Source organism: Streptomyces sp. NPDC041122, assembly GCF_055592445.1.
This window is the reverse complement of sequence record NZ_JBVIYQ010000012.1, coordinates 73,284-98,772: the sequence shown is the minus strand read 5'-3', so window position 1 is coordinate 98,772 and position 25,489 is coordinate 73,284. Positions and strand designations below refer to the sequence as shown.

24 protein-coding genes and 1 tRNA gene are annotated in these 25,489 nt (G+C 71.5%); 8 read left to right on the top strand and 17 right to left on the bottom strand.

Annotation, left to right across the window (positions count from 1 at the left end):
- Nucleotides 1-49 precede the first annotated feature (49 nt).
- From ACZ6B8_RS35045 to ACZ6B8_RS35035, 3 genes are read left to right on the top strand one after another with little or no spacing between them, the layout of a single operon-like run.
- On the top strand, nt 50-1,567 hold the full coding sequence (locus ACZ6B8_RS35045) for a long-chain-fatty-acid--CoA ligase (RefSeq protein WP_471609788.1): 1,518 nt from the start codon (nt 50-52) through the stop codon (nt 1,565-1,567).
- A gap of 10 nt (nt 1,568-1,577) precedes the next feature.
- Entirely contained in the window at nt 1,578-2,366 is a 789-nt protein-coding gene (locus ACZ6B8_RS35040; RefSeq protein ID WP_471609787.1) for a sulfite exporter TauE/SafE family protein, read from the top strand.
- Between the two features lie 46 nt (nt 2,367-2,412).
- Nucleotides 2,413-2,910: a hypothetical protein gene (locus ACZ6B8_RS35035; protein ID WP_471609786.1), complete on the top strand. Its 498-nt coding sequence runs from the start codon at nt 2,413-2,415 to the stop codon at nt 2,908-2,910.
- A gap of 21 nt (nt 2,911-2,931) precedes the next feature.
- On the opposite strand, the gene ACZ6B8_RS35030 is transcribed toward ACZ6B8_RS35035, so the two are convergent.
- Both ACZ6B8_RS35030 and ACZ6B8_RS35025 read right to left on the bottom strand, forming a co-directional pair.
- Entirely contained in the window at nt 2,932-5,031 is a 2,100-nt protein-coding gene (locus tag ACZ6B8_RS35030; RefSeq protein ID WP_471609785.1) for an MDR family MFS transporter, read from the bottom strand.
- A 104-nt stretch (nt 5,032-5,135) separates the two neighbouring features.
- On the bottom strand, nt 5,136-5,675 hold the full coding sequence (locus ACZ6B8_RS35025; protein WP_471609784.1) for a DUF309 domain-containing protein: 540 nt from the start codon (nt 5,673-5,675) through the stop codon (nt 5,136-5,138).
- A 107-nt stretch (nt 5,676-5,782) separates the two neighbouring features.
- Between ACZ6B8_RS35025 and ACZ6B8_RS35020 the strand changes: the two genes are divergently transcribed.
- Nucleotides 5,783-5,856, top strand: a tRNA-Pro gene (locus ACZ6B8_RS35020).
- 221 nt (nt 5,857-6,077) lie between these two features.
- A complete protein-coding gene (locus tag ACZ6B8_RS35015; RefSeq protein WP_471609783.1) occupies nt 6,078-7,649 on the top strand; it encodes an oleate hydratase in 1,572 nt (523 codons plus the stop codon).
- 26 nt (nt 7,650-7,675) lie between these two features.
- Here the strand turns inward: ACZ6B8_RS35015 and ACZ6B8_RS35010 are convergent, their stop codons facing one another.
- From ACZ6B8_RS35010 to ACZ6B8_RS35000, 3 genes are all read right to left on the bottom strand, one after another.
- The gene (locus ACZ6B8_RS35010) at nt 7,676-8,248 is read right to left on the bottom strand and encodes an EF-hand domain-containing protein (protein WP_471072185.1); all 573 of its coding nucleotides are present in this window, start codon (nt 8,246-8,248) and stop codon (nt 7,676-7,678) included.
- 183 nt (nt 8,249-8,431) lie between these two features.
- Nucleotides 8,432-8,941, bottom strand: coding sequence for a nucleoside deaminase (locus ACZ6B8_RS35005; protein ID WP_471072182.1), 510 nt, complete (start codon nt 8,939-8,941; stop codon nt 8,432-8,434).
- 112 nt (nt 8,942-9,053) lie between these two features.
- On the bottom strand, nt 9,054-10,652 hold the full coding sequence (locus ACZ6B8_RS35000; protein WP_471072179.1) for an APC family permease: 1,599 nt from the start codon (nt 10,650-10,652) through the stop codon (nt 9,054-9,056).
- Nucleotides 10,653-10,883: 231 nt separating this feature from the next.
- On the opposite strand from ACZ6B8_RS35000, the gene ACZ6B8_RS34995 reads away from it, so the two are divergent.
- A complete protein-coding gene (locus tag ACZ6B8_RS34995; RefSeq protein WP_471072176.1) occupies nt 10,884-11,384 on the top strand; it encodes a pyridoxamine 5'-phosphate oxidase family protein in 501 nt (166 codons plus the stop codon).
- Nucleotides 11,385-11,426: 42 nt separating this feature from the next.
- Here the strand turns inward: ACZ6B8_RS34995 and ACZ6B8_RS34990 are convergent, their stop codons facing one another.
- From ACZ6B8_RS34990 to ACZ6B8_RS34960, 7 genes are all read right to left on the bottom strand, one after another.
- Entirely contained in the window at nt 11,427-12,563 is a 1,137-nt protein-coding gene (locus ACZ6B8_RS34990; protein WP_471609782.1) for an ABC transporter substrate-binding protein, read from the bottom strand.
- Between the two features lie 32 nt (nt 12,564-12,595).
- On the bottom strand, nt 12,596-13,507 hold the full coding sequence (locus ACZ6B8_RS34985; protein ID WP_471609969.1) for an endonuclease/exonuclease/phosphatase family protein: 912 nt from the start codon (nt 13,505-13,507) through the stop codon (nt 12,596-12,598).
- A gap of 82 nt (nt 13,508-13,589) precedes the next feature.
- Complete coding sequence (locus tag ACZ6B8_RS34980) at nt 13,590-15,041, bottom strand: cellulose binding domain-containing protein (protein WP_471609781.1); 1,452 nt, start codon at nt 15,039-15,041, stop codon at nt 13,590-13,592.
- On the bottom strand, nt 15,038-16,741 hold the full coding sequence (locus tag ACZ6B8_RS34975) for a beta-N-acetylhexosaminidase (RefSeq protein WP_471609780.1): 1,704 nt from the start codon (nt 16,739-16,741) through the stop codon (nt 15,038-15,040). Before ACZ6B8_RS34975 ends, ACZ6B8_RS34980 begins: the two co-directional genes overlap by 4 nt.
- A 90-nt stretch (nt 16,742-16,831) precedes the next feature.
- Nucleotides 16,832-17,668, bottom strand: coding sequence for a carbohydrate ABC transporter permease (locus ACZ6B8_RS34970; RefSeq protein ID WP_471609779.1), 837 nt, complete (start codon nt 17,666-17,668; stop codon nt 16,832-16,834).
- Complete coding sequence (locus tag ACZ6B8_RS34965; protein ID WP_471609778.1) at nt 17,665-18,633, bottom strand: carbohydrate ABC transporter permease; 969 nt, start codon at nt 18,631-18,633, stop codon at nt 17,665-17,667. The genes ACZ6B8_RS34970 and ACZ6B8_RS34965 overlap by 4 nt, the downstream gene beginning before the upstream one ends.
- Nucleotides 18,634-18,659: 26 nt before the next feature.
- Entirely contained in the window at nt 18,660-19,928 is a 1,269-nt protein-coding gene (locus tag ACZ6B8_RS34960) for an extracellular solute-binding protein (protein WP_471609777.1), read from the bottom strand.
- A 278-nt stretch (nt 19,929-20,206) separates the two neighbouring features.
- Here ACZ6B8_RS34960 and ACZ6B8_RS34955 point away from each other — a divergent pair, with 278 nt between their 5' ends.
- Both ACZ6B8_RS34955 and ACZ6B8_RS34950 read left to right on the top strand, forming a co-directional pair.
- The gene (locus tag ACZ6B8_RS34955; RefSeq protein WP_471609968.1) at nt 20,207-21,022 is read left to right on the top strand and encodes a GntR family transcriptional regulator; all 816 of its coding nucleotides are present in this window, start codon (nt 20,207-20,209) and stop codon (nt 21,020-21,022) included.
- 55 nt (nt 21,023-21,077) lie between these two features.
- Entirely contained in the window at nt 21,078-21,515 is a 438-nt protein-coding gene (locus ACZ6B8_RS34950) for an OsmC family protein (RefSeq protein WP_471609776.1), read from the top strand.
- A gap of 28 nt (nt 21,516-21,543) precedes the next feature.
- Here ACZ6B8_RS34950 and ACZ6B8_RS34945 read toward each other — a convergent pair whose 3' ends face one another.
- From ACZ6B8_RS34945 to ACZ6B8_RS34925, 5 genes are all read right to left on the bottom strand, one after another.
- Nucleotides 21,544-22,314, bottom strand: a complete 771-nt coding sequence (locus ACZ6B8_RS34945; RefSeq protein ID WP_471609775.1) for a metallophosphoesterase family protein — start codon at nt 22,312-22,314, stop codon at nt 21,544-21,546.
- Nucleotides 22,311-22,565 (bottom strand): hypothetical protein, encoded by a 255-nt coding sequence (locus tag ACZ6B8_RS34940; RefSeq protein ID WP_355806444.1) that lies wholly within the window; start codon nt 22,563-22,565, stop codon nt 22,311-22,313. Before ACZ6B8_RS34940 ends, ACZ6B8_RS34945 begins: the two co-directional genes overlap by 4 nt.
- The gene (locus ACZ6B8_RS34935; RefSeq protein WP_471072150.1) at nt 22,562-23,248 is read right to left on the bottom strand and encodes a nucleotidyltransferase family protein; all 687 of its coding nucleotides are present in this window, start codon (nt 23,246-23,248) and stop codon (nt 22,562-22,564) included. Before ACZ6B8_RS34935 ends, ACZ6B8_RS34940 begins: the two co-directional genes overlap by 4 nt.
- Nucleotides 23,249-23,594: 346 nt before the next feature.
- Nucleotides 23,595-24,083 carry a DUF5709 domain-containing protein gene (locus tag ACZ6B8_RS34930; RefSeq protein WP_471072148.1) on the bottom strand — a complete coding sequence of 163 codons (489 nt, stop codon included), beginning with the start codon at nt 24,081-24,083 and terminating at the stop codon, nt 23,595-23,597.
- A 137-nt stretch (nt 24,084-24,220) separates the two neighbouring features.
- Nucleotides 24,221-25,402, bottom strand: a complete 1,182-nt coding sequence (locus ACZ6B8_RS34925; RefSeq protein WP_471072145.1) for a glutamate--cysteine ligase 2 — start codon at nt 25,400-25,402, stop codon at nt 24,221-24,223.
- Nucleotides 25,403-25,489: the final 87 nt, after the last annotated feature.

Here is a 25,489-nt window from a genome sequence, read left to right as displayed (position 1 = left end):
ACGGAATGTGATCCACCGCAAGCCCCACGGAAACGGAGCGCCCTCCCTCATGGCCACGCTGTCCCTCGCCGCGATCCTCGCCGAGCCCGCCCGCCGCCACCCGGACCGCATCGCACTCGTCGAGGGCGATCTGCGGCTCTCCTTCCGGGAGTTGTGGCACCAGGCCCGCGCCCAGGGAGCCGCCCTCGCGGAGCTCGGCGTGCGGCCGGGGGACCGCGTCGCCCTGATGGCCCCCAACACCGCGGAGTTCCCCCGGGCCTACTTCGCGATCCTCGCCGCAGGCGGCGTCGTGGTCCCCGTCCATCTGCTGCTCTCCCCGGACGAGGTCGAACACGTCCTGCGGGACAGCGGCGCGACCCTGCTGCTCTGCCACCCCGCGCAGGCGAAGACGGGCGCGGCCGCCGCCGAGGCCGCCGGGGTGCGCATGCTGCGCCTCGGCGACGAGGGCGAGCTGGAGGCGCTGGCCCGCGCCACCGAGCCCCTCGCCTCGTACGCCACCCGGGACGCGGACGACCCCGCCGTCGTCTTCTACACCAGCGGCACCACGGGCATCCCCAAGGGCGCGGTGCTCAGCCACTTCAACCTGGTCATGAACGCGACGGTCAACGCCTTCGACGCCAACGACGTCCGCCCCGACGACATCGCCCTCGGCGCCCTGCCGCTCTTCCACGCCTTCGGCCAGACCGTCTCCATGAACTCGACGTGGCGGGCCGGCGCGACACTGGTCCTGCTGCCGCGCTTCGACGCCGCGCGGGCCATCGAGCTGATGGTCGAGGAGGAGGTCAACACCTTCCACGGCGTGCCCACCATGTTCGTGGGGCTGGTCGCCGCGGCCGAGGCCGCCGAGGCACTGCCGCGGCTGCGCATCTGCATCTCCGGCGGAGCCTCGCTGCCTGTCGCCGTCCTCGAACGCTTCGAGAAGGCCTTCGGCACCCCGGTCTACGAGGGGTACGGGCTCTCCGAGACCTCCCCGACCGCCTCCGTCAACCAGCCCGACTTCGGCACCAGGCCCGGCAGCGTCGGCCACCCGCCGTGGGGTGTCGACGTGGAGATCGCCCGCGCGGACGTCGACGACCGCGTCGAACTGCTGCCCACCGGGGAGCTCGGCGAGGTCGTCGTCCGCGGCCACAACGTCTTCTCCGGCTATCTGGGCCGACCCGAGGCGAGCGCCGAGGCCCTGGTCGACGGCTGGTTCCGCAGCGGCGACCTCGGCACCAAGGACGCCGACGGGTTTCTGACCATCGTCGACCGCAAGAAGGACGTCATCATCCGCGGCGGCTTCAACGTCTACCCGCGCGAGGTCGAGGAGGTCCTGATGCGCCACCCGGCCGTCGCCCAGACCGCCGTGATCGGCCTGCCCGACCCCGTGCACGGTGAGGAGGTGTGCGCGGTGGTCGTCCCGGCCGCCGAGGCGACGCCCGAGACGGCGGGCGAGATCATCGAGTGGTCCAAGGAGCACCTGGGCCGTCACAAGTACCCCCGGCTCGTCGAGTTCATCGACGCGTTCCCGCTCGGCCCCAGCATGAAGGTGCTGAAACGGGAACTGCGCGCCCACTACGGCGCGTGAGAATGCCCGTATGTGGGCTGTGCGGGATGTCTGGGACGCGTGGGACCTGTCGGCGGGCCAGTTCGCCGCGCTCGCCGCGGCGGCGATGCTGGTCGGCTTCTCGAAGACGGCCGTCAGCGGGGCGAACACGATCAGCCTCGCGGTCTTCGCCGCCGTCCTGCCGGCCCGCGCGTCGACCGGCGTCCTGCTTCCCGTCCTCATCGCGGGCGACGTCCTGGCGGTGCTCACTTACCGCAGACACGCCCATTGGCCCACCCTGTGGCGGCTGTTCCCCGCGGTCGCCGGGGGAGTGGTCATCGGCACGCTCTTCCTGACCTGGGCCGACGACGCGGTGGTCCGCACGTCCATCGGCGCGATCCTGCTCCTGATGGCGGGCGTCACGGTGGCCCGGCGCAGGGCGACGACGCGGACGGAGGCCCAGGAGCCCCCCGAGCCCGCTCCGGCAAGCCGCCTCAAGGCCCCCTCCTACGGTGTGCTCGGCGGTTTCACCACGATGGTCGCCAACGCGGGCGGCCCGGTGATGTCGATGTACCTGCTCTCGGCGGGCTTCCGGAAACTGGGCTTCCTGGGCACGTCCGCCTGGTTCTTCCTGATCGTCAACGCGTCGAAGGTGCCGTTCAGCGTGGGCCTCGGCCTGGTGGACGCCCACTCCCTCGCCCTGGACGCGCTGTTGGTGCTGTTCGTGGTGCCGGGCGCGGTCCTGGGCACGTACACGGTGCACCGCATCGACCAGCGACTCTTCGAACGCCTGGTGATCGCGGCGACGATCCTGGGCGGCCTCCAACTGCTGCTGCGCTGACCGCCCCCTCGGCGGATCCCTGAGCGAAGTGGGTCATGATGTGGGCATGACTTCCGCCACGCCTTCAGCTCTGTCCCCGGCCCTCGCGGAGCCCGCGCCCCGCACGGCGCCGGGATCGCTGTGGCGCTGGGTGTTGATGCTCCTGGCCGCCTGTGCGGCGACCGTCGCCGGGGCGTGGGCCGACTCGAGGATCGTCATCGACTCCGGTGAACTGGCCACGCTGGGCAGCTCGCTCGTTGCCCTGGCCATCAGCGTCGCCGCCGTCCTCTGGCTGCGGGCGCGGGACGGTTTCCTGCTGCCCGTCCTGGTGGGCGCCGACCTCGCCGGCATCGGCGGCGCGTACACGCTGGACGACGGGCTGCTGGACGGCGGGCGGCTGCACCCCGAGGTGCTGACGGTCACCTTCTCGAACGTCTTGGCCGCCGCCGGGGCCGTCGTGCTGATCCTGGCCCTCGTCTGGGCGGGCATCAGCGGCCACCGGCGCCCGCGCAAGCCGGGTTCGAGCATCGGCGGGTCCGGACGGCGCCCCGACGCGCCGGCGTGACGGCCGGTCGGGGGCGCGTGGTCAGCGGCCTGCCACCGAGGCGCCCGCCAGGTCGGGGGAGAGGGTCTCGGGTGTGAGGCCGTGTTCCAGGTCCTCCGCGAGCAGCCGCTTCGCGATCACGTCGACCGCCGCCACCAGGTCCTTGTCCGGCGGCCTGCCCAGGTCCTTCTCGATCGCCTCGCCCAGCCAGGAGCCCCACGCCCGGGAGATGACCTCCGCCTCCCGCTCCCCTGCGGGCGTGTGCGAGAAGTACGTGCCCGTACGGGTCAGATACCCCTCGTCCGTCATACGGTCGAAGACGGGTACCAGCACCTCGGGCGGGATCCGGTGCCGGGCCGCGATCAGTCCGAGGCTGGCGTGCCCGACCATCCGGGTGAAGAGCGAGACCTGCATGACCGCCCAGGCCCCCGCGATGTCGAGCCGGGTGTCCGAGCCGCGGATGATGCCGCGCGCCGTGTTCATGCCGACATTGCGGATGATGTGCGCCACGCCCCGCTCCAGGAGATGACCGGAGTCGCCGCTCATCGGCTGCGCGAAGCCCTCGCCCATGTCCGGCGCGCCCAGGCGGGCGCTGTCGCGCAACTGGACCTGCTTGAGGAAGAGCGCCACCAGGAACCCGATGAGGGCGACCGGCACGGTCCACAGGAAGACGGTGTGCAGGGTGTCCGCGTACGCCTCGACGATCGGCCCCGAAGCGGCCGCGGGCAGCTCGTGCAGCCCGCCCGGGTTCTGCGCCGCCCGGCCGATGGCGGCCGGATCACCGCCGCTCGCCCGGGTCGCCTCGGCCACCCCGTCCCTGAGGTGGGGCGCGAGGGTGTTGGCGTAGATGGTCCCGAAGACGGCCGTGCCGAAGGAGCTGCCCAGCGTACGGAAGAAGGTCACGCCCGACGTGGCCGTGCCCAGATCGGCGTACGGGACGGTGTTCTGCACGGCGATCGTCAGGACCTGCATGCACAGCCCGATCCCGGTGCCGAGCACGAACATGTACAGCGACTCCAGCCAGGTACTGGTCGCGCTGCCCATCAGCGACAGCAGATAGAGCCCGAGGGCCATCACCAGCGCGCCGACGATCGGGAAGATGCGGTAGGTGCCGGTCTTGCTGACCACGTTGCCGCTGAAGATCGACGCGATGAGCAGCCCGATGACCATGGGCAGCGTCCGCACGCCCGAGATGGTCGCCGAGTCCCCGTCGACGTACTGGAGATAGGTCGGCAGGAACGTCATCGCGCCGAGCATCGCGAACCCCACGATGAAGCTGAGGATCGAGCAGACCGTGAAGACGGGGTTCGCGAACAGCCGCATCGGCAGCATCGGTTCGGCCGCCCGCGTCTCCACGACGCAGAACAGCGCCAGCGCGACCAGGCCGCCGACGAAGAGCCCGATGATGGTCGGCGACCCCCACGCGTACTGGTTGCCGCCCCAACTCGTCGCCAGGATCAGCGCGCTCGCGCCGACCGCGACGAGCGCGATGCCCAGATAGTCGATGACGGGCCGCACGGCCGACTTCACCACCGGGATCGTGCGGGCGGCGGCGATGACCACGACGATCGCGATGGGCACGTTGACGTAGAACGCCCAGCGCCAGCTCAGATGGTCCGTGAACAGCCCGCCGAGCAGCGGCCCGATCACCGTGGACACCCCGAAGACCGCGCCGATCGCACCCTGGTACTTGCCGCGCTCGCGCAGCGGGATGACATCGGCGATCAGCGCCATGGACGTGACCATGAGCCCGCCCGCGCCGATGCCCTGCATCGCCCGCCAGGCGATGAGCAGCGTCATGTTCGTCGACAGACCGCACAGGAACGAGCCGGTGATGAAGATGACCGCCGACAGCTGGAAGACGACCTTGCGCCCGAACAGGTCACCGAACTTGCCGACGAGGACCGTGGCCACGGTCTCCGCCAGCAGATACGAGGTGACCACCCACGACATGTGCTCCGCGCCGCCGAGGTCCGACACGATCGTCGGCAGCGCGGTGCCGACGATCGTCTGGTCGAGGGCGGCGAGCAGCATCCCGAGCATGATCGTCACGAAGACGACGTTGCGGCGCCGCCGGTCGAGGACGGGCGGCGCCTGGGCCTCGGCGGGGGCGGACGCGGCCGGCTGATCGGTGGTGGTCACACGGCCACCCTCACACCGGCACCGGGCGTGTGCATGCCGGGCGGGCCGGTTCGGTGACGGAAGCGGGAGGCCGCTCCCTCCGCTCACTCCTCCGCCCCGCCGCGCTACCGGTCCCGCACCGTCGGGCCGCCCCGCAGCCGCGGCGCGTGCCCCGCCGCGTCCACCGCGGCTCCCTCCCGCCCCAGCAGCTCCGCCAACGCCTCCGCCCACGCGACCAGTTCCGCGAGGTCCATCCCGTACGGCCGCTCCTGCCCGGTCTCCGTGCCCCACGCGGAGACGGCCCCGGCCCCGCGCAGCAGCAGCCGCGCCCCGCCCGTGGTGTTGCCGCGGGCCGAGTGCGTGAGCCCGACGGCGAGCTGGGCCAGCCCCTTCCACAGGCCGCGCTCACTCTCGGGGCCGGACTTCCAGGCGTCCTCGAAGACCTCGTGCGCGTGGAAGGGCCGCCCGGCATCCAGCAGCGCCTGCGCCTCGTCGACGGACTCCTCCGGCGCGCGGACGACGCCCTCGGGCTGGCGGGGAACGCCGTCGGAGCCATAGGGCAACGGCCGGCCGAGGCCGTCGCGCGGCCGCTGGTTCCGCGCCCGCCCCTCCTCGTCGCGATCCCGCTCACGGCCACGCTCGTCCGGTCCAGGTGCAGTGCTCATACGCCGATTGTCGCGCGTGCCTGACGGCGGTCACCGGAGAACGGAGCACCCTTTGGCGTGGGGTAGAGTTCTACCTGTGATCACGCGGGGCACCGCACAGAACACACCGGGACGTGGCGCAGCTTGGTAGCGCACTTGACTGGGGGTCAAGGGGTCGCAGGTTCAAATCCTGTCGTCCCGACTCGTGAGAGTCGTACATCGAGGGCCGTTTCAGAGCGATCTGAAACGGCCCTCGATCGTTTGTGACCGCTCCTGCGGCCGACGGTGACATGGGCACCCTGTCACCTGTGTGGCCCGTCCCGGCTGCCCTCCGCCTCCGCGGCCCTGAAGATGCCGGAGGGAGGCGCCGCGCGACCACGCGTTCGAGGCGTCGGTTCGGCGGCGCGCACAGGGAGCTCGGAGATGGCGAAGGCGTATCTGGTCGGAAGCGGTATCGCGTCGCTGTCGGCGGCGGCATTCCTGATCCGCGAGGGACGGTTCGCGGGGTCGGACATCGTGATCCTGGAGGAACAGGACCGCACCGGCGGCAGCCTCGACGCGGCGGGCTCCCCCGAGACCGGCTACACGATGCGCGGCGGGCGCATGTTCGAGATCCACTTCGAGTGCACCTACGACCTGCTCGGCTCCATCCCGTCGCTGGACGATCCGTCGAAGTCGGTCACCGAGGACACGTTCGCGTTCCACGAGGACTTCGCCTGGGACGACCACGCCCGCCTGGTGGACGGCGCGGGCAAGCTGGTCGACGCCCACTCGATGGGCTTCTCCGAGCGCGACCGCCTGGAGCTGGTCAAGTGCGCGGGGACCCCGGAAGGCATGCTGGCGGGCAAGCGCATCGTCGACTGCTTCAGCCAGGAGTTCTTCACGACGAACTTCTGGTGGATGTGGTGCACCACCTTCGCGTTCGAGCCGTGGCACAGCGCGATCGAGTTCCGCCGCTACCTCAACCGCTTCATCCACCTGTTCAAGACGTTCGACTCGATGTCGGGCATCTACCGGACCCGCTTCAACCAGTACGACTCCATCGTGCTCCCGCTGCTGCGGTGGCTCACCGAGCAGGGGGTCACCCTGCGACACGGCACGCGGGTCACCGACGTGGCGCTGGTGGACGGGGACGGCGGTACCTTCACCGCGGAGGCGCTGACCTGGACGCGGGAGGGCCGCACCGAGGAGGTGCCGATCGCCCCGGAGGACCTGGTCCTGGTGACCAACGGCTCCATGACGGCGGACTCGACCCTCGGCTCCACCGATGCCGCGCCCGTGCCGAACACCTCGGGAGGCGGCGGTTCCTGGCAGCTGTGGCGGACCCTGGCGGCCAAGCGCCCGGGGCTGGGCAACCCCGAGGTCTTCGACTCCCACATCGACGATTCGACCTGGGAGTCGTTCACGGTCACCACGAAGGACCCCACGTTCTTCGAACGGATGGAGAAGTTCTCCGGCAGTGAGGCGGGCAAGGGCGGCCTGATCACCTTCAAGGACTCCGGCTGGCTGCTGACCATCGTCCTCAACCACCAGCCGCACTTCCGCGACCAGCCCGATGACACGTTCGTGTGGTGGGGCTACGCCCTCTTCCCCGACAAGGAAGGGGACTTCGTCCGCAAGCCGATGCGCGAGTGCACCGGCCGGGAGATCCTCGACGAGGTCCTGCACCACCTGCGGTTCGAGGAGGCGCCGCAGATCCTGGAGCGTTCGACCGTCATCCCCGCGCTGATGCCGTACATCACCAGCCAGTTCCTGGTCCGCGGGCCCGACGACCGCCCTCAGGTCGTCCCCGAGGGGTCGACCAACCTGGCCTTCATCGGCCAGTACGCCGAAGTCCCCGACGACGTGGTGTTCACCGTCGAGTACTCGGTGCGTACGGCCTGGACCGCCGTGGCCCAGCTGTTGGGCCTCGACCGGCGGCCGCCGCCGGTCTTCAAGGGTAAGCACGACCCGAAGGTCCTGGTGGAGGCGCTGCAGACCATGCACCGGCGCTGAGGTCGTGGCGGCGTCGCCCGTCGGCTTCAGGCGGGTACCTGCCGGGAGTTCCCCGGGCTCTGGCCGGGAATGCGGCCGCAGACCAGGTTGCCCGGCTCGGCGGGGTCGTCGCTGATCCAGAACTGGGTCCACAGCGCGGCGAACCCGGGCCGGGTGAGGTAGCCGTCCCCGTCGACGTCGAGAAGGTGGAAGACGTCGTGCGTGTCGAGGGGGTGTCCGTGCCACGTCTCGACGAGCCGGCGGTGCTCGGCGGGGGAGATGCGGCCGTCCCCGTCCGTGTCCACGGCGTCGAACAGGGTGTCGGCCGTGGCCGTCACCTCCTCGCGCATGGTGGGCAACCGGTCGACGACCGAGAGGAGTTCCCCCATGTCGACCCTGCCGTCGTGGTCGGCGTCCGCGGCCGCCGCCAGCGTCGCCCACCAGCCCCTGCAGACCTGCTCCACGCGCCCGCGCAGCTCGGTGCCCGGTTCCACACCGGGCAGCCGGCCCCACCGGGCCGCGAGCGCGTCGAAGTCGTCCGCCTGGAGGTATCCGTCGGAGTCGGCGTCGAAGGCCGCGAACATCGCTTGCAGCTTCTCCCGCTGGAACTGGCTGGCCACGGTCGGGCCCTCCTTGCCGTCGTACCAACGATCCCCGGACACCTGCGGTCCGGGGACCGGCGTGGCGTGTGCGCCGCTGGGCGATGTCTGTCCGCCGGGACGCCGTTCGGAACGACACGATCGGGTGCATTGACCGGCCCCTGACGGGGTACAGCCCTCGATCAGCCCTCGATCAGCCCTCGATCAGCCCTCGGTGTCGCGGGCGGGGGCACCCGGCACCCGGCGGTCCCCGCCGTTGCGGTCCTGCCACAGGCGGTACACGTCCACCGCCCCCTCGCGCGGATCGTGGCGCATGGGCAGTCGGCGCTCCTGCCAGGGCTTGGCGAACTCATCGTAGAAGGTGTCGAGTTCGAAGTACTTGCGGTCGTCGACGTAGTGCGGCTCGTACGCGTCCCGGGTGGTGACGAAGACGACCTCGTCGGGCGAGCAGTAGTACAGGGCGCCCAGGCACATCGGGCACGGCTGGGCGAGCACGTAGATCGTGGCGCCCGTCAGGTGCTCGGTGCCGAGGCGGGTGCACGCGTCGCGGATGGCGAGCACTTCCGCGTGGGCGGTCGGGTCATGGGTCTGCGCGACCTGGTTGGCGCGTTCGGCGATGATCTCGCCGTCCTTGACGATGACGGTGGCGAACGGCCGGCCGCCGTCCACCACGTTCTGGCGGGCCAGGTCGACGGTGCGCTGTGCGAAGTCCACGGGATGCCTCCTGGGGCGTCGGTGCGTAGGTCTCCCTGACTCCTTAACCGCTCTGACCTGTGTCTATCGCGTCCACCACCGACCAACCGCCGTCGAGTACCAGGTCGAGTACCTAGTAGGAGGGGTTCGTGCGCAGGTGAGCGGCGCCCGAACGCACCGCCCACCCGAAGACCGCGAAGGCGACGACGCCCACCACGACGGAGTCGTACGGCGCCGGCAGGTGTCCGGAGCCGCCGAACGTGCCGAGCCACGACAGCAGGGTCAGCGCCGCCAGGTGGAACACGAGCCAGGCGCCCTGGCGCAGTTCCGCGGCCGGGGCGCCGCCCGCCGCCTTGCGCCGTTGCAGCCAGAACAGCGGGACGCCGGCGAGGACGAGGGGCAGGGCGAGTCGCAGGTCGTGCCAGCCCGACCAGTAGACGAACTCGGTCGCCACGGCGAAGCTGACCGGCGCGATCCAGTGGACTCCCGGCATACGGCCGTCGGCGGAGAGTACGCCACGTTCGCGGTCATGGGCCCGGAAGGACGCCACGGCCACCGCCGAGGCGGCATAGACGATCAGGTACATGTCTCCCATCACGCTCACGATGTCCTGCCAGCCGCCGAACGGCAGCATGAAGACGATGATGACCGCGAGGTTGAGGACCAGGGCGCGGCGCGCGATGCCGGAGCGGGGATCGATGCGCATGAAGAAGCGGGGCAGCAGACCGTTCTTCGACAGGGCGTAGGTGTGCCGGGCGTCGATCGCGACGCCCACGTAGGCGGAGCCGCCCGGGGAGACCACCGCGTCGGCGTAGAGCAGGGTGGCGAGCCAGTGCAGGTTCAGGACGAGCGCGAGCTGACCGAACGGGGAGTCGAAATTGACGCCCTGCCAGCCGTGGGCGAGCAGCGTGTCGGGCACCGTGTAGAGATAGGCGAGCTGGAGCCCGAGGTAGACGAGCACCGCGAGGCCGATTCCGGTGAGGACGGCGGCGGGTACGTTGCGGCGCGGATTGCGCGCCTCCCCGGAGAAGTCCAGCGGGGCCTGGAACCCGTTCACCGAGTACACGATGCCGCCCCCGGCGAGCGCGGTGAGGCAGGCCGCGTACCCGTACGGGGCGAATCCGCCGTGGTCCGTGAGGCGGCCCGAGTGGGTGCCGGAGAGGAACAGGGCGACCACCGTGAGCACCGGGACGACGACCTTGAACACCGACACCAGGTTGTTGAAGCGGGCGAACATCCGCACCGCGAACCAGTTCAGCGCGGTGAGCAGCACGCTCAGTGCGGCCGCGACAGCCAGGCCCGAGGCGGTGAGGGAGCCGCCGCGGTAGAGGCCGGGCACGTAATGGGCGGCGTACTGCATGATCGCGCTGATCTCCGCCGCGGTGCCGCCCACGGAGAGCAGGACGGACCAGCCGACGACCGTGCCCACAAGCCGGCCGTTCGCGTACAACGGCCAGCGGACCGTGCCGCCGCCTTCCGGCCGGGTGGCGCCGAGTTCGACCATGACCAGGGCCACCAGAGCGCAGAGCAGGCCGGCCGCGACCCAGGAGAGCAGCGCGGCCGGCCCGGCGGTCTGGGCGGCGTACATGGCGGCGAACAGCCAGCCCGAGCCGAGGATGTTGGAGAACCCGATCGCGGTGAGACCCCAGAACCCGAGGTCCTTGCGCAACCGGCTCTCCTCGGCGCGGACATCCGGGGCCCCGGTGGTCTCCCGCGGCTGCTGTTGCGCCACGTGGCACACCTCCTCGACGATCACGGACACTCGGGAGCCAGGGTGTCACGTGCCACGACGCGCGCACGCGAGCGAGCCCGGTCCCGCACCATCCCCTCACGGGGAGCCGTCGACCTCGTCCCGGGAAGTCTCCAGCAAGGCGCGTCCTGGCCCGATGTCGAGAACACGGCGGCGGCTCCGTCCCCGGTGTACGAGTGGGACGCGTACGGCAACGACACCAGGAGGTACACCGTGGACGCCAATGAGGTCACCGAAGTCCTGAACCGGCCGGTCAGTCAGGAACTGCTCGCGCGTGATGTGGTCCGGATGGCCTACGTCGCCAAGGACGGTACACCGCGCAACATTCCGATCATCTTCGCCTGGAACGGCTCGACGATCGTCGTGTGCACACCGAAGAACTCCCCGAAGCTCCCCTCGCTGCGCGCGAATCCGATGGTCGCGCTGACGATCGACACCGAGTCGCACCCGCCCAAGATCCTGCTCATCCGCGGCCGGGCGGAGCTCGACCCCGTCGATGGCATCCCGGCCGAGTACCTCCAGTCGACCAGCACGTACGAGATGACGCCCGAGCAGCGGGTCGAGTGGGAGGCGGAGATCCGCTCGCTCTACACCGACGGCATGGTCCGGATCGTCGTGACGCCCACGTGGGCGAAGCTGATCGACTTCGAGACGACGCTGCCGAGCGCGGTCGAGGAGCTGATCCAGCGGCGGGAGGAGCGTCGGCGCGGGTGAGCGGCGGGCCGGCCAGGCCGCCAGCCGGTGTGCCCGCCTTCCTCAGCCGGTGTGGAGGACCCGGAAGCGCCCGCGTTCCGCCGGATCGCGGTCGACGACCTGGATCGGGGGCCGGGCCCACTGCCAGACACCGATGCCCGGCTCGCGGGAGAAGCTGATCCGCCCGCGGGTACCGTCCACGGCCACGTCCGGCCAGGCCCCGGCGGTGCGCTCCCGGTCCGTGCCGTGGGAGCGCAGCACGTCGGCCAGGACGGCGACCGTGTCGTAGCCCTCGAAGGCGACGAAGGACGGCGGCCCTCCCAGCCGCTCGCGCAGTGCGTTCTCGACGCGTGCGCCGAGCGGTGTCAGGTGATCCGGCAGGTAGCGCAGGAACGGCACCGCGGCGCCGTCGTGCCCGAGCAGCTGCTCCCACTCGGCGAGTTCCGGCTGTCCGGCCGGCGCTCCGATCAGGAGGTCGGCGAGGCGCGGGTCGCGGCGGACCGACGTGACGATCGGAACGGCAGGCTCCGGGTGGCCGGCCAGCAGCAGGAGGGCGGTGGCGTCTCCGTCGGCGAGCCGGTCGCAGAGGTGCGCGGGAGGCGTTTCGCTCAGGTCGTACTCGACGACGCTGCCGCCCCGCGCCGTGAGGTGGTCCCGCAGGATCCGGGTGCCGGCCGCCCAGTAAACGCTCGGCTGGGTCACCACGGCGACGCGGCTGTGACCCGCGCCGACGAGGAAGTCCGCGTACGTCCGCCAGCCGCGCGACTGCGGCGGGGAGAGGCGCGCGACCCGGTCGGCCGGCTGTTCGGTGAGGGTGTCGAGCACCGCCGACGAGCAGAGGTAGGGCAGGCCGAGCGCGTCGGCCCTGGTGGCGGCGGCACGGGCGACGACGCTGTGGTACTCGCCCGCCAGGGCGGCCACGCCCAGCTCCGCCAGCTCGTCGACGGCCGCCGTCGCCCGCCGGGGATCGGCGGCGGTGTCCCGCACCACCAGCTCCAGCGGCCTGCCGGCGATCCCGCCCTCGTCATTGACCTCGCGCACGGCCAGTTCGAGCCCGGCGAGCAGATGCTCCCCCGCCCCGACCCAGCCGGGCCGGGTCAGCGGGACGAGCGCGCCGATCCTGACGGGTGGTCCGTCCCCCCGGCCCGCTCCGGGAGATGACGACGACGTGCTGCGCTCCTCGGTGACCATGGTGGACATTGCATCCGTCCCCGACACCGGCGGGCAATCGATTATTCGGGGGCCCTCGACCGGTCCGCCGAGGCCGTCACGTCCGCGTAGAGCGAGTGGTGGTCCGAGTAGGGGGAGGGCCGCACGTGGTGCCTGAGCGGGGTGAGGCCCCGCAGGAAGACGTAGTCGAACGTGCTCTGCCAGTCGGTGGTCGGCTCGCAGGCGTCGTCCCCCGTGCCGCCGGTGTCGTCTGCGGCGCCGCTTCCGTCCGGGCCGGCCGACGCGGGCCGGCAGCCGGGGGCCGCGCCGGAGGACAGGGCCCACATGGGGGCGAGTTCAGGGGAGTACGGCACCGCGTTGAAGTCGCCGAGGGCGATGGCCCGGTCGTGGCGGGCGACCTCCGCGGCCAGTACCCGGACCTGCCCGGCCCGGACCGGCGCCTGCTCGCGTTGGGCGAGGTGGGTGTTGAAGACCCGCGTCGGCCGGCCCGCCACCGAGGTGGTGACCGCCAGATAGCCGCGGTCCTCGGAGCCGCCGTCGGGGTACTCCACCAGGACGCGGTCGGTCATCGGCGCCGCGGAGAGGAGCGCCTGACCGAAGCCTCCGGGGCTCCACGGCCAGCCTCCGCAGCGGCCCCAATTGCGCAGCACCGACCCGTACTCGACGTGGTAGACGAGGCCGTAGAGCTGCTCCAGGTAGTCCCGGATCCGCTCGACGTCGCGTACGCACGCCTCTTGCAGGCCGATGACCTGCGGCGCGTAGCGGGCGATCTCCGCCGCACGGCCGACGTTGTTCTCCTCGCACGGGTTGCAGATGTTCCACGTCATGACGCGGTTCGGCACGATGTCCCTGACCGCCTCGGCGGGCAGCGTCCTGCCGTAGAGAGCGCCGCTCGGCGCGCTGGGGCCGATCAGCAGCAGACACGCCACCGCCATGGCACCCGCGAGCACCCCTGTGCCCCGTCCGAGCACCATCGCCTCCCCGACGTACCGTGTCTTGGACCAGCCTCGTGCACGCACATCGTCTCCCGACGTGTGCGTGCACGAGGTTACGGGGTCATGGCGCCGGGACGGTGTCCTCGAAGGTTGTTCCCGCCGCCCGGTAGCCGGCGATCTTCGCCGACACCTGCGCCGGGGTCAGCACCTGGTCCTTGACGTGCAGGACGTAGTCCACCTGTTGGTCGTACGAGCGGGGCGTGGTGCTCGACTGGCCGGCCAGGTCGATCAGCCACTGGTTGAAGTTGATCGACATCGGCCGCTCCGGAAGGTACGCCGCGTCGTGCGTGCCGAACGGCTGTCCGTCGACGTAGTAGCGGATGGAGCTGTTGTCGATGGTCACCACCAGGTCGTGCCAGCCCGCGTAGCTCTGCCGGCTCTCCGTGTGCTGGTTGACGGCCTGCCACGGGTCCGGGGCGTAGGTCTCCCAGGACGTCGTGTAGAGGATGTTCGACTGCTCGCCCCAGCCGCCGTTGGGCAGATACTCGAAGTCGTACTCGGCGTAGTCGTCGGCCATCGGTGCCTTGAGGTCGTTGATGGTGAAGAACGTCTGCACCAGGTGGTCGCCGTCGGGCCCGCTGCGGGGCGCGTCGCCGAACTTCACGCGCGCCGCGTAGGTGCCGTATCTGAACTTCATCGCCTTGGTGAGCACCTCCGTCTGCTCGGTGCTCGCGCCGGTGCCGGCCGTGGACGTCTCCAGGTTCATCACGGTGTTGCCGCCCGACGACGGGAACGTCACGTTCTGCGGCGCCCACGTCGCGCCGGGCACGCCGGGACCACCGGAGTTGGAGCGCACGTTCCAGCCGTGGGCGGAGATCTTCGGGTCGTCGTACGCGCTGTAGGTGAAGTCGTCGAAGAGGGTGGCCCCGTCGCCGGGCGGGTCGGTCGGGTCGGTCGGATCCGTGGGGTCGGTCGGGTCGTTGCCCTCGGGGGCCGTGCCCCAGACCGTCGCGCCGTCGAGCTGGGCGGTGACCTTGGACCAGTTCGCGTACGCCGACTGCGCGGCGCCGAAGGAGTAGTCGTCGGCCTGGTTCAGGGCCTGCCAGTCGGTGCGGTGGAAGCGCAGTTGCAGGTCGCCGGTGTCGGTGCCGGCCGCGAGGGAGCCGGCGCCGGAGGTGAAGCCGATCTCCAGGTAGCGGTCGGCGGTGGCGGTCGGGTGGGCGAGGGTGCCGAAGGTGCCGGTGACGTGGGCGCACCCCTTGACCGCCCAGGAGCAGGCGAAGCGGTAACTCGGTGAGCCCGCGTCCGACTTGAAGTAGTAGCGGATCTTGACGCCGCTGAGCGCGACGGAGGTGGTGCCGGTGTTCTTCACCTTCAGCCAGGGCTCGGCCTGGTCGCTCCCGGTGGCACCCGCGTGGTACTGGACGGTCAGATCGCCCGTGGCCGCGGCGGCGTTCGGCGGGAGCGCGACGAGGCCCGCGCAGCCGAGAGCCACGGCGACGGCGGCCGTGAGGGAGCGTTTCGCGGCCGATGCCGACGGCGTGCGCGATCCGGTGGGGTTCGTCCTGCTCATGGCTGTTCCTTTCCGGAACGGTGGGGGACGGGGTGGTGGGGGAGGGGATCTCGGGGTCCGGGTGCGGGGGAGTACGGGTCGTCGAGCGGGCCGTGCCGCAGGCCGAGGGCGGCGAGCCGGGCGGCGTGGGCCCGGAGCCGGGCGTGGACACCGGGCCAGGGCGCGGCGCCGTGCCAGGCCCGGTCGGCCAGGGCGCACAGGCGGGGGAAGGCGAGGTAGTCGACGTGGTCGGCGGTGGGGGCGAACTCCGTCCACAACTGGGCTTGCAGGCCGAGGAGTTGGCCGGGGGGATCGGGTGTGCCTGGGCGGTCCGAGCCGTCTGGGCTGCCGGAATGCCTGGTGCCGCCGGAGCCATTGGTGCTCTCTGTGGCGCCCGGGCCGTATCCCGCCTCGTGTGCGTGCACCGAGCGCAGGTCCACCACCGCGCCGGGCTGCCCCGGCGGCTCGGTCGGCGCGTGGGACTGCGGGTAGTCGAGGTAGGCGGCCCGGTGGTGGCAGCTGACGACCGCGTGGCCCCGCTTCAACGCGATCCGGGTGTGCTCGGGGTTGCGCCACGTCATCACCGTGAACTCCGGCGGAAGCCCCTCACCCGTCTCGGCCCATGCCGTCGGAACGCGCCCACGCTCGATGAGATGCGCCCCGATACGGCCGAGGAACCACTCGCGCAGCGCGTCGGTGTCCGGGAGCTTCTCGGCGACGGCCCGGGCCCGCGCCACGGGACTGGCCGCCCACTCCGTGGTGGGGCACTCGTCGCCGCCGATGTGCACGTGCGGCGAGGGGAAGACGTCGATGACCTCGTCGAGGACGGTGCGGCAGAAGTCGAGGACCGGGTCGCCGACCCCGAGGACGGTGTCGCACACGCCCCAGCGGGTCCAGACATCGAGCCGTCGCCCCGGGGCGTTCCCCAGGTCGGGGTAGGCGGCGAGGGCGGCGCGGGCGTGGCCCGGCATCTCTATCTCCGGCATCACCGTCACGCCCCGCGCGGCGGCATACGTGACCAGGTCCGTCAACTCGCCCCGGGTGTACGCACCTTGGTGCGGCGAGCCGTCGAAGGTGAGGTCGGCGGCGTTCCGGTGCGTGACCGCCGGGCCCAGCATCGACTCGGCGCGCCGTCCGCCGACCTCGGTGAGGCGGGGGTAGGCGGAGACCGGCATCCGCCAGCCCTGGTCGTCGGTGAGATGCAGATGCAGGACGTTCAACTTGTGCAGGGCGAGCAGGTCCACGTATCTCCGCAGCACACCCACCGGCTGGAAGTGCCGTGCCACGTCGAGCATGAAGCCCCGCCAGGCGCTCTGCGGTACGTCGGTGATCTCGACGCACGGCAGTCGCCACGGCGTGTCCGGCTGTGGCCGGCCCGACAGCGCCTGCACCGGCAGGAGTTGACGGACCGTCTGGACGCCGCGCAACAGGCCCGTGAGGTGGGCGGCGCGCAGGAGGAGGGCGTCGGGTCCCACCGTCAGGCCGTACCCCTCGTCGCCGAGACCGCGCAGCCGAGGGTCGAGGGCCAGCACGAACCGCCCCTCGGGCGACGGGGGCAGGGGCAGTCCGGTGGCCGGGGTGAGCAGGGTACGGAGCAGGTCCAGGGCGGGGCGGGCGCCGGGGGCCGAGCGGACCGTCGTCGCGGCGTCCAGGGTGAAGTGGCCGGGGCGCCAGGCGAGGTGAGTGGGGTGGGGGAGGGGTGCGGGGCGGCGTGCGGGCACTGCGGACCTCCAGGGGAGCGGGGCGGGGCGGGCCCGGGGTGGCGGGTCGGCCCAGGGGGGGGGCGGGGTCGGCTCCGGGTGGCGGGCGGCTCAGCCCTTTACGGCGCCGGCCGCGAACCCCGAGGTCACATGCCGCTGGAGCAGCAGGAAGATGACGAGCGCGGGCAGCGCGAACAGGGTGGAGGCGGCCATCGTGGCGCCCCAGTCGGTGCCGAAGGTGTTGTGGAACGAGGACAGCCACACCGGCAGCGTCCGGTGGTCCTGCTGCTTGATGATCAGGAAGTTGGCGTACGCGAACTCGTTCCACGCCGTGATGTAGCCGAACAGCGAGGTCGCCATCAGGCCGGGCGCGAGGAGCGGGAACGCCACATGCCGGAAGGCGCCGAGCCGGGTGCAGCCGTCCACCCGCGCCGACTCCTCCAGCTCCGCAGGGATCGTCGCGAGGAAGCCGCGCAGGACGACGATCGTGAACGGCAGCGTCATCATGAAGTAGACGAGCGTCAGCGTCGGCAGCCGGTCCAGCATGTCGGTGTCCCGCGCGATGATGTACACGGGAATGATCAGCGACTCCCACGGGGCCATCTGCGCGACGAACACCATGAGCATGAACTGCCGCCGCCCCCGCCAGCGCATCCGGGCCACCGCGAACGACGCCCCGAGCGCCACGAACAGGGAGAGTGCCACCGCGCCGAGCGTGACGAGGATGCTGTTGCGCCAGAACAGTCCGAAGCCGTCCGCCTCGACCGCCCGCCGGAAGTGGTCGAGCGTCCAGCTCCGCGGCAGCAGGCGCGGATGCTCCGACTGGATGTCCCGGGACGGCTTGAGGGCCGTGGTGAGCATCCAGTAGACGGGGAAGAGGCAGAGGACCACGGTGAGCGTGGCCGCGATGTGCAGCGGCAGCCTGCGCAGTGCGCGCGGGGACGTCACAGCTCGGCCTCCTGTCGGAACATCTGCCGGAAGTAGAGGACGAGCACGCCCGACATCAGCAGCACCGTCACGATGGAGGCCGCCGAGCCGAGGTCGTAGTGCTGGCCCGACAGCGCCGTCTGGACCGCGTAGACCGGCAGGATGGTCGTCGCGTCGCCGGGGCCGCCGCGTGTCATCACCCAGATCTGCACGAAGGCCTTGAACGTCCAGATCACCTCGAGCGACAGCACCAGCATGAAGATGGGCCGCACGATCGGCAGGGTGACCGACCGGAAGACACGCGCGGCGGACGCGCCGTCGATGCGCGCGGCCTCGTACAGCTCGCCCGGCACGGTGGTCAGCGCCGAGTACAGGGTGATCGCGGCGAACGGCACCGACTGCCACACCACCAGCGTCACCAGGATCGCGAAGGCGGCCGTACCGTGCGCGAGCCAGGGGTAGCCGTCGAACGAGGTGAACCCGAGGCCGGTGAGCGCGTGGTTGACGATGCCGAACTCGGAGTGGAACAGCCACTGGAACACCGTGGTGGCCGCGACCACCGGCATGGCCCAGGCCAGCACCAGCGCGCTGAGCACCGCCGTCCGCCAGATCCTGCCGAGGCGCTCCAGCATCAGGGCCACCAGCGTCGAAATCGCCATGATCAGCACGACGTCGACCGTCATGAAGAGGAAGGTGCGGCGCACCACTGTCCAAAAGCGCGGGTCGGAGAGCAGCGTCGTGTAGTTGTCGAAACCGGTGAACCGGGCGTCACCGAGGATGAGCTGGCGCAGTCCGAAGTCCTGGAAGGAGATCAGGACGGTGCGGGCCAGCGGGTAGAGCAGCAGGTACAGCATGCCGAGGACGGCGGGCGCCACCAGGAGGTACGGCCACGGTCCGCCGCCGGTGGCGCGGCGGGCAGGCCGCTCGGGGCGGCGGGGCGGCCCGGTGAGGGGGCGTGGTGCGGTCCGCTCGCGGACGACCGACACGGCGCTCACTCCCTTCGTGACGGAGGTCAGGATCCGGACTGCATCGCGGAGGTGATGGCGGCGGAGGCCTTCTCGGCCTCGTGCGCCAGGTCCGCGCCGGTCAGCACGGCCGTCATGTAGTCCTTGACCGGGTTCTTGGCCTCGACGGCCGCCCAGCCCGGAGTGTTCGGCGTGGCATGCCCGGCGGCCGCGCCGACCGCCATCGCGGAGGCGCCGGGGTCCTTGGCGACGGCACCGGCGAGTGTGGTCCTGTTGGGCACGTAGCTCATCGCGACGGCGAGCTTCTTCTGCCAGGTCTCACCCGTGAGTTCCTTGACGAACGTGTACGCGGCGTCGTGGTGCCGGGAGACCGTGGGGATCACCAGGTCGGAGCCGCCGGTGAAGACCGCGCCGGGTGTGCCGGCCGTCTTGCCCGGGATCGGGAAGAAGCCCAACTTGCCTTTCAGGTCGGGGTTGTTCTGCGCGATGACGTCGGCGCCGCCGGGTGTGTTGATGATCTGGGCGACCTGTCCCTTGGCCATCACCTCGTGCTGGGGCGGCTGCGCCTCGTCGGAGTCCTTGGGGCCCTTGCCGAGCGCCTGCAGCTTCTCGTAGAAGGCCATCGCGCGCAGGGCCTCGGGCGTGTCGAGCGTGCCGCGCCATTCGCCGCCGCTCTTCTCGGCGAGTTCGCCGCCCTCGTCCCAGATGAAGCCGGAGAGGGTGTACCAGTTCTGGCCGGGCAGGTAGATCCCCTGCCGGTCCCCCTCGTCGAGTTTCTTCGTCGCCGCGATCCACTGGGCGCGCGTCTTGATGGCGCCGGCGTCGACACCGGCCTTCGCGAAGAGGTCCTTGCGGTAGATGACGACGCGGTTCGCCGCGTAGTACGGGATGCCGTACTGCTTGCCGTCGTACGAGCCCGGTTCGGCGAGGCCCTTCAGCCAGTGGCGGCCGCCGAGTTCGTCCACCTTCCCGCTCAGGTCCCACAGGCCGCCGCTCTGGGCGAACTGGGCGACCTGGGTGTTCCCGGTCTCGATCACGTCGGGTGCGTCGTTGCTGGCCAGCGCGGCGGTGACCTTCTCGCCGATGCCGTCCCACTCCTGGATCTGCATCCGTACGTCGATGTCCTGGTGTGCCGCCTCGAAGGCTTTCTCGAACCGCTTCTGGAAGGCGGTGGAGACGCTGTCGCGCATCAGCCACACGTCGAGGGTGGTCCGCCCGCCGTCCCCGGACACCCCGTCGCCGGAGCCGGAACTGCAGGCACTGAGCCCGGCGGCCGCGACGAACGCGGACAGGCCGGCGAGCAAGCGGAGCTTCACGGGTCACCTCTGGGAGTCGGACCTGACCAGTTGGGTGACTGGTCAGGTGACCTCTGGTGATGGAGAAAGGTGGCATGGACCAATGGAGGCGTCAACCCCCCGGTAAATGCTGGTCAGTTGTCGATCTCCGCGCCCTTGTGGTCAACTGGTCAGGCAACTGGTCGTAGGGCGCGAGGGGGTGGGCGGTGAACGCCGACGTGAAGGGGACGGCCGACACCGGCACGCGGGACGCGCGGCGGCCGGGGGGTACCGAAGCGGCGGGCCGGCCGCCGGGGGCGGTGCTCAAGCGCGAGCGGGTCCGCGACCACATCCTCGAACTCATCGAGTCACAGCGCCCCGGCGACGCCATCCCCTCCGAGCGCGCCCTCTGCGCGGCCCTCGGCGTCTCCCGCCCCACGCTGCGCGCCGCCGTGGACGAACTCGTCGCGGCCGGCCTTCTCGTCCGCGAACACGGACGCGGTATGTTCGTCGCCCAGAAGAAGATCACTCAGGAACTAGTCTCCCGCGAACAGGCGTTGACGGTGCCGCCGGCCGCCGGCGCCTGGTCCAGCCGTCTCCTGGAGTTCACCACCATCCAGGCGGGCGCCCGGGTCGGCCGCAAGCTGCGCCTCTCGCCCGCCGCCCAGATCGTCTACGTGGCCAGGCTCCGCCTCGTCGACGGGACGCCGATGGCCATCGAGCACCTGCACATCCGTGCCGACCTGGTGCCGGGCCTGAGCGCCCAGGAACTGGAGAACGGCGACCTCTACGCGCATCTGCGCGAACACCACGACGTTCACGTGCGCGAAGCCGTACAGGCCATCGAGCCGACCGTGGTGACCCGGGCCGAGGCGGAGCTCCTCGACGTGCCGGAGCTGTCGCCCGCGCTGCTCTTCGAACGGCTCACCTCGGACACGAACGGGGTGCCCGTCGAGTACGTGCACTCCCTCTACCGCGGCGACCGCTACCGCATCGTCTCCCGGCTCACCCTCGGCCCCGCCGCGACCACCGCCGAACCACTGCCCGGCCACCACCCGGGCATCCCGCCCGGCGACTTCGCGCACCGCGACACCGTCGCCTCCTCCACCCGGGGCGACGTCCAGCAGGCTCCCTGACCCGCACCGGACCGGCCTGCGCGCGCACCGGCCCGCCCCTGGATACGGTCCTGCCATGGCCGACTACCGCATCGAAACCGTCCGCAACGGCGAACGCGACTGGACCGCCCGCAACGACCGCGGCGCCGAGGTCCGCGTCGCCCCCGCGGACAAGCCGGACGCCCAGCCCTCCTTCACCCCCGTCGAACTCCTGCTCGCCGCGGTCGGCGGCTGCGGGGGACTCGTCGTGGACCGCACCGCCCGCACGGTCGAACACGACGGACTGCGCATCGTCGTGGAGTCCGTCTCCCGTCCCGAGGACGACGGCCGGATCGGCGTCGTACGGGTCGCCTACGAACTCGAACTGCCGGAGGGCGACGCCGACGCCGCCGAGAAGCTCGAACGCGCGATCCGGCTGACCCACGAGAAGTACTGCACGGTCAGCCGCACCGTCGAGCACGGCGCCCAGGTCGAGGCCCGGGGCCCGGACGGCACCGCGGTCTTCACGGGATAGCCCCGTCGTACGAGGGGCACGGCCGCGGTCACCCGCCGTGGGCGGCCGTCGTCGCCTGAGCCGGGCTGTGTTCGCTGTGTTCCTTGAGGTGGTACACGTTGAACGCCTTGCGGATGACGGGCTGGGCGACATTGCGCACCGGGACGCCACCGCTGGTCATGCCGTGTTCGGTGCCCGCGTGGGCGTGGCCGTGCACGGCCAGGTTCGCGCCCGCCGCGTCGACGGCTTCCGCCAGCAGATAGCTGCCGAGGAACGGGTAGATCTCCAGGGGTTCGCCCGCGAGGGTGTCCGGCACGGGCGCGAAGTGGGTGAGCGCCACCCGGGTGTCGCAGCCCTGCTCGGCCAGCTCCTCCAGGGAGGTCCGCAGGCCGTCGGCGCAGCGCCGGGTGTAGCGGATGAAGTCCTTCATCATCCGTTCGCCGAACTCGCTGCCGCAGCGGCCGACGAACCCCCCGCCGAACCCCTTGGTGCCCGCCACCCCCACCCGGGCCCCGCCGACCTCGACGACCGTGCCCTCACCTTCGAGGACGCGCACGCCGGCGTCCCGGAGCACGGCGGTGACCTCGTCGGGCCGTTCGTCGTGGTGGTCGTGGTTGCCGAGCACGGCGATGACCGGCACCGGCAGCGCGCTCACCTCGCGGGCGACCACCCGCGCCTCCTCCGGGGTGCCGTGCCGGGTGAGGTCGCCGGCGAGCAGGAGCAGGTCCGCGCAGTCGTCGAGCGTCTCGAAGGCGGGGCGGAACACCCCCTGGCTGTCCAGGCTCATGTGGATGTCGCCCACGGCCGCGATGCGGATCATGTCACTTCCTCCGGGTGGTCCGGGGCCGATGCGTCGGCCACCGCGACGTCGAAGTGGACGGTCTGTCCGGCCAGTTCCTCGTGCACGGTGCGCAGCAGCTGTTCGCGGCACTGCGCGGTGGGCACCGTCCCGACGACCGCCACGGACGAACCGCGGGCCTCGATGCGGATGCCGAGCTCGCCGAGTTCCTCGGCCGCGAGGCGGTCCTGCAGGTGCGCGATGCGGTACTCGACGTTGGCGTGGTCGTTCATCGGTCTCCTCCTCGCGGGGCGATGACTTCCAGGCGTTCGAGCAGGAAGAGGAAGGCGGCCGGCATCGGGGTGTCGCCGTACTCGTCGCGCAGCGCCTCCCAGTCGACCATCTCGCGCAGCTGCCGGGCGATCGGCAGCACGGCGCCGAAGTCGCAGTGGTGCTCGGAGAACGCCGCGAGCAGCGACCGCACCAGGTCGGTCGGCGAGAGGACCGGCATGTGCACCGAGTCCACCGGCAGTCGGGTGGCGCGTTCGAGGAGCTCCGTGGAGACCGGGCGGGCGGCGAGCCGGAAGATGAGGTCGATGTCCTGGCCGAGGCACTTGGCCTTCAGCAGCCAGTCCTCCGGCGGCGCGTAGACCGGAAGACCGGCCTCCTCCAGCGAGGCCGCCACCGCTTCGGCGTCCTCGGGCCTGATGCAGAAGTCGGCGTCGTGCTGGAGGTTGCCGGTGCCGCCGTGGGCGTAGACCGCGACGCTTCCGGCGAGGGCGAAGTCGTGTTCGCGCCGCTTGAGGATGGCGGCGACCTGCTTGGTCGCCTCCAGGATGGCCTGGTTGAGATCGGGGGGAAGTTCCTCGACGCACACCTGGTGGTGCGGGGAGCCCCCGGTCGCCACGCCGGCCGGACGCAGTTCCGTGACCGGGTTGCGTGCGTCGGGAGTGGTGTCTTCTGCGTTCGGCGTCACCTGCTGCTCCGTTTCCGGCCGCCGGCCGTCGCACGACCGTGCGGCGCGCCGGTCTCCGTCGATCCCTGCTCCAGGTAGCACCGGTACCCGGGCCCGCGGGGTTCGACACGGGCGGATTTCCCTTATGCCGGACTTCCCTTATACCGCAGGCCGTACCGCGTCACCTCTCCGCGCGACGCGCACCGGGCCTCTCGGCGACCCAGGACGCGACGGTCAGGTACGAGGCGTCGGGCCCGGTCAGACGACGCGCGGCCCTCCTGGCGGCGGGTGAACCCCCGGCCGTGAGCCGGGCCGTGGAACACCCACGGGGTGATCCGGCGGGCCCGGCCCCTGGCCGCGGACACCGTCAGTCCCGGCCGCCGGGGGCCGGCGGCAGGTCCTCGTCGGAGACGATGTGCATCGCCGCCTCCTCGGCGCCCGCCGCGCCGCCGTCGATGCCCTCGTCCGTGGCGACGGCCTCCTTGGTGGTGTCCTCGTGGGCGCCCTCGTCCGGGGCCACCAGACGGCCCGCGCGCTCCGCGCCGGCCTCCGGATCCACGGGCTCGCCCTCGCCGTCCGGGAGGTCGCCGACGCCGTCGCCGTCGGGCTGTCCCGTGTCCGGCACCTCCTGCCGCAGCCGCTCGTCCAGCGACTCGCCCTCGTGCTGCTCGGCCGCCGTGGTGCCGCTCTTGGTCACGCCCAGCGGCTTCTCGGGCGGTGAGTAGCCCTCGTCGAGCATGTCGTCGTAGGTGCGCTCGTCCACCGCGTCCTGGAGGTCCAGCGGCGTGGCGTCCTCCTGCTCCTCGTTGTCGCCGGTGGGCTGGTAGGCGTCGTCCGCCATGTTCTGGTCGTTCATGACTACCTCGCGCTCGGGGTGTGGTGCGGTCGTGCCCGCCGCTGTCCACGGCGGGCCGATCCATCGGTGTGCCCGCGACACACGCTCCCAAACGATCTCCCCCGAGGACGGACGTGTGCCTGCCGGGTGCCGGCTTTTTACGCCGCCTGGGTGCGGCTCACGCACTCCGCGACCATGGCGCCCAGGCTGCCCGTCCGCTCCAGGAGGTCTCGCTGGACGCGTGCTCCGTTGCCGTGTTTGAGCAGGTCGGCGAGGCCGGTGCGGACCATGTCGAGGTCCCCGCTGTCCTCCAGGGCGTCCCGTACGTGGTCGAGGAGCGCTTGGAGCACCTCGCGGCTGGGGGTGGGGCGCATGGTCAGCGGATGGAGCAGGACGTCGTCCAGACCGGAGCGGCCGGCCCGCCAGGAGGCCAGGCGGAGCAGGGGGATGCCGTGCGCGGCGGGCGGGCGGCCCGCCCGCCACTCGCGAGCCGCCGTCTCCACCAGGCCCCGGGCGAGGGCCGCGACCAGGATGGTGGTCGAGGCCTCCAGGCAGACGTCGGCGACCCGGATCTCCACGGTGGGGTAGCGGTGGGAGAGCCGGGCGTCGAAGTAGACCATGCCCCGGTCGCGCAGCACGCCGGTGGCGACCATGTCCTGCACCTGCTGTTCGTACCGCTCTGCGGAGCCGAAGATCTCGGTCGGGCCCGCCATCGGCCAGCGGCCCCACACCCGGCTGCGGTAGCTGCTGTACAGGCTGTCGTGCCCCTGCCAGAAGGGCGAGTTGGCGCTCAGGGCCACCAGGACCTGCAGCCAGGGCCGGATGCGGTCGATGACCGCCACGCCCTCCTCGTCCGACCCGACCGACACATGGACGTGACAGCCGCAGGTCAGCTGCTCCTGGGTGGTCAGCCCGAACTGCTCCTCCATCCACTGGAAGCGGTGGCCCGTGTTCACCGACGGGCTCACGGGCAGCGGAGAGGTGGCGAGGGCGGCGACCGCACCGCCCACGTCACCGGCGTGCCGGGCCGCGTCCGCGCGCCACCGGACCACCTCGTCCTTGAGGTCGGACATGCTCTCCCGGGGCTGTGTGGCGAATTCGAGCTGCTGTCCGTGGAGTTCCTTTTCGAACGCCTCGTCCTCGGGCTCGCGGTAGTCGCAGTCCTGCTTCTCGTTCTCCGCCTTCTCCGTGTTCTCGGCGTGCTCAGCGTTCTCGGCCTTCTCGGCGTTCTCTGCGGTGTCCTTGGCCGCCCGGGCCAGGACCGCCGAGGAAAGGGCCCGCGGTTCCCCGCTGGTGCGGTCGATCAGGAGGAGTTCTTCCTCCACTCCTACGGTGCGCAAAGGAGGCTGCCTCTCTGTCCGTGACTGTGGTACCCCGGATACCCCGGCACGGCGTCCGCAGCCGTCCGGTGGCGCGTCGAACCGTCG

Coding starts and splice junctions, on each gene's coding strand:
- ACZ6B8_RS35045 (WP_471609788.1), top strand. CDS start 50: ATGGCCACGCTGTCCCTCGCCGCGATCCTCGCCGAGCCCGCCCGCCGC.
- ACZ6B8_RS35040 (WP_471609787.1), top strand. CDS start 1,578: ATGTGGGCTGTGCGGGATGTCTGGGACGCGTGGGACCTGTCGGCGGGC.
- ACZ6B8_RS35035 (WP_471609786.1), top strand. CDS start 2,413: ATGACTTCCGCCACGCCTTCAGCTCTGTCCCCGGCCCTCGCGGAGCCC.
- ACZ6B8_RS35025 (WP_471609784.1), bottom strand. CDS start 5,675: ATGAGCACTGCACCTGGACCGGACGAGCGTGGCCGTGAGCGGGATCGC.
- ACZ6B8_RS35015 (WP_471609783.1), top strand. CDS start 6,078: ATGGCGAAGGCGTATCTGGTCGGAAGCGGTATCGCGTCGCTGTCGGCG.
- ACZ6B8_RS34990 (WP_471609782.1), bottom strand. CDS start 12,563: ATGTCCACCATGGTCACCGAGGAGCGCAGCACGTCGTCGTCATCTCCC.
- ACZ6B8_RS34985 (WP_471609969.1), bottom strand. CDS start 13,507: ATGGTGCTCGGACGGGGCACAGGGGTGCTCGCGGGTGCCATGGCGGTG.
- ACZ6B8_RS34980 (WP_471609781.1), bottom strand. CDS start 15,041: ATGAGCAGGACGAACCCCACCGGATCGCGCACGCCGTCGGCATCGGCC.
- ACZ6B8_RS34950 (WP_471609776.1), top strand. CDS start 21,078: ATGGCCGACTACCGCATCGAAACCGTCCGCAACGGCGAACGCGACTGG.
- ACZ6B8_RS34945 (WP_471609775.1), bottom strand. CDS start 22,314: ATGATCCGCATCGCGGCCGTGGGCGACATCCACATGAGCCTGGACAGC.
- ACZ6B8_RS34940 (WP_355806444.1), bottom strand. CDS start 22,565: ATGAACGACCACGCCAACGTCGAGTACCGCATCGCGCACCTGCAGGAC.
- ACZ6B8_RS34930 (WP_471072148.1), bottom strand. CDS start 24,083: ATGAACGACCAGAACATGGCGGACGACGCCTACCAGCCCACCGGCGAC.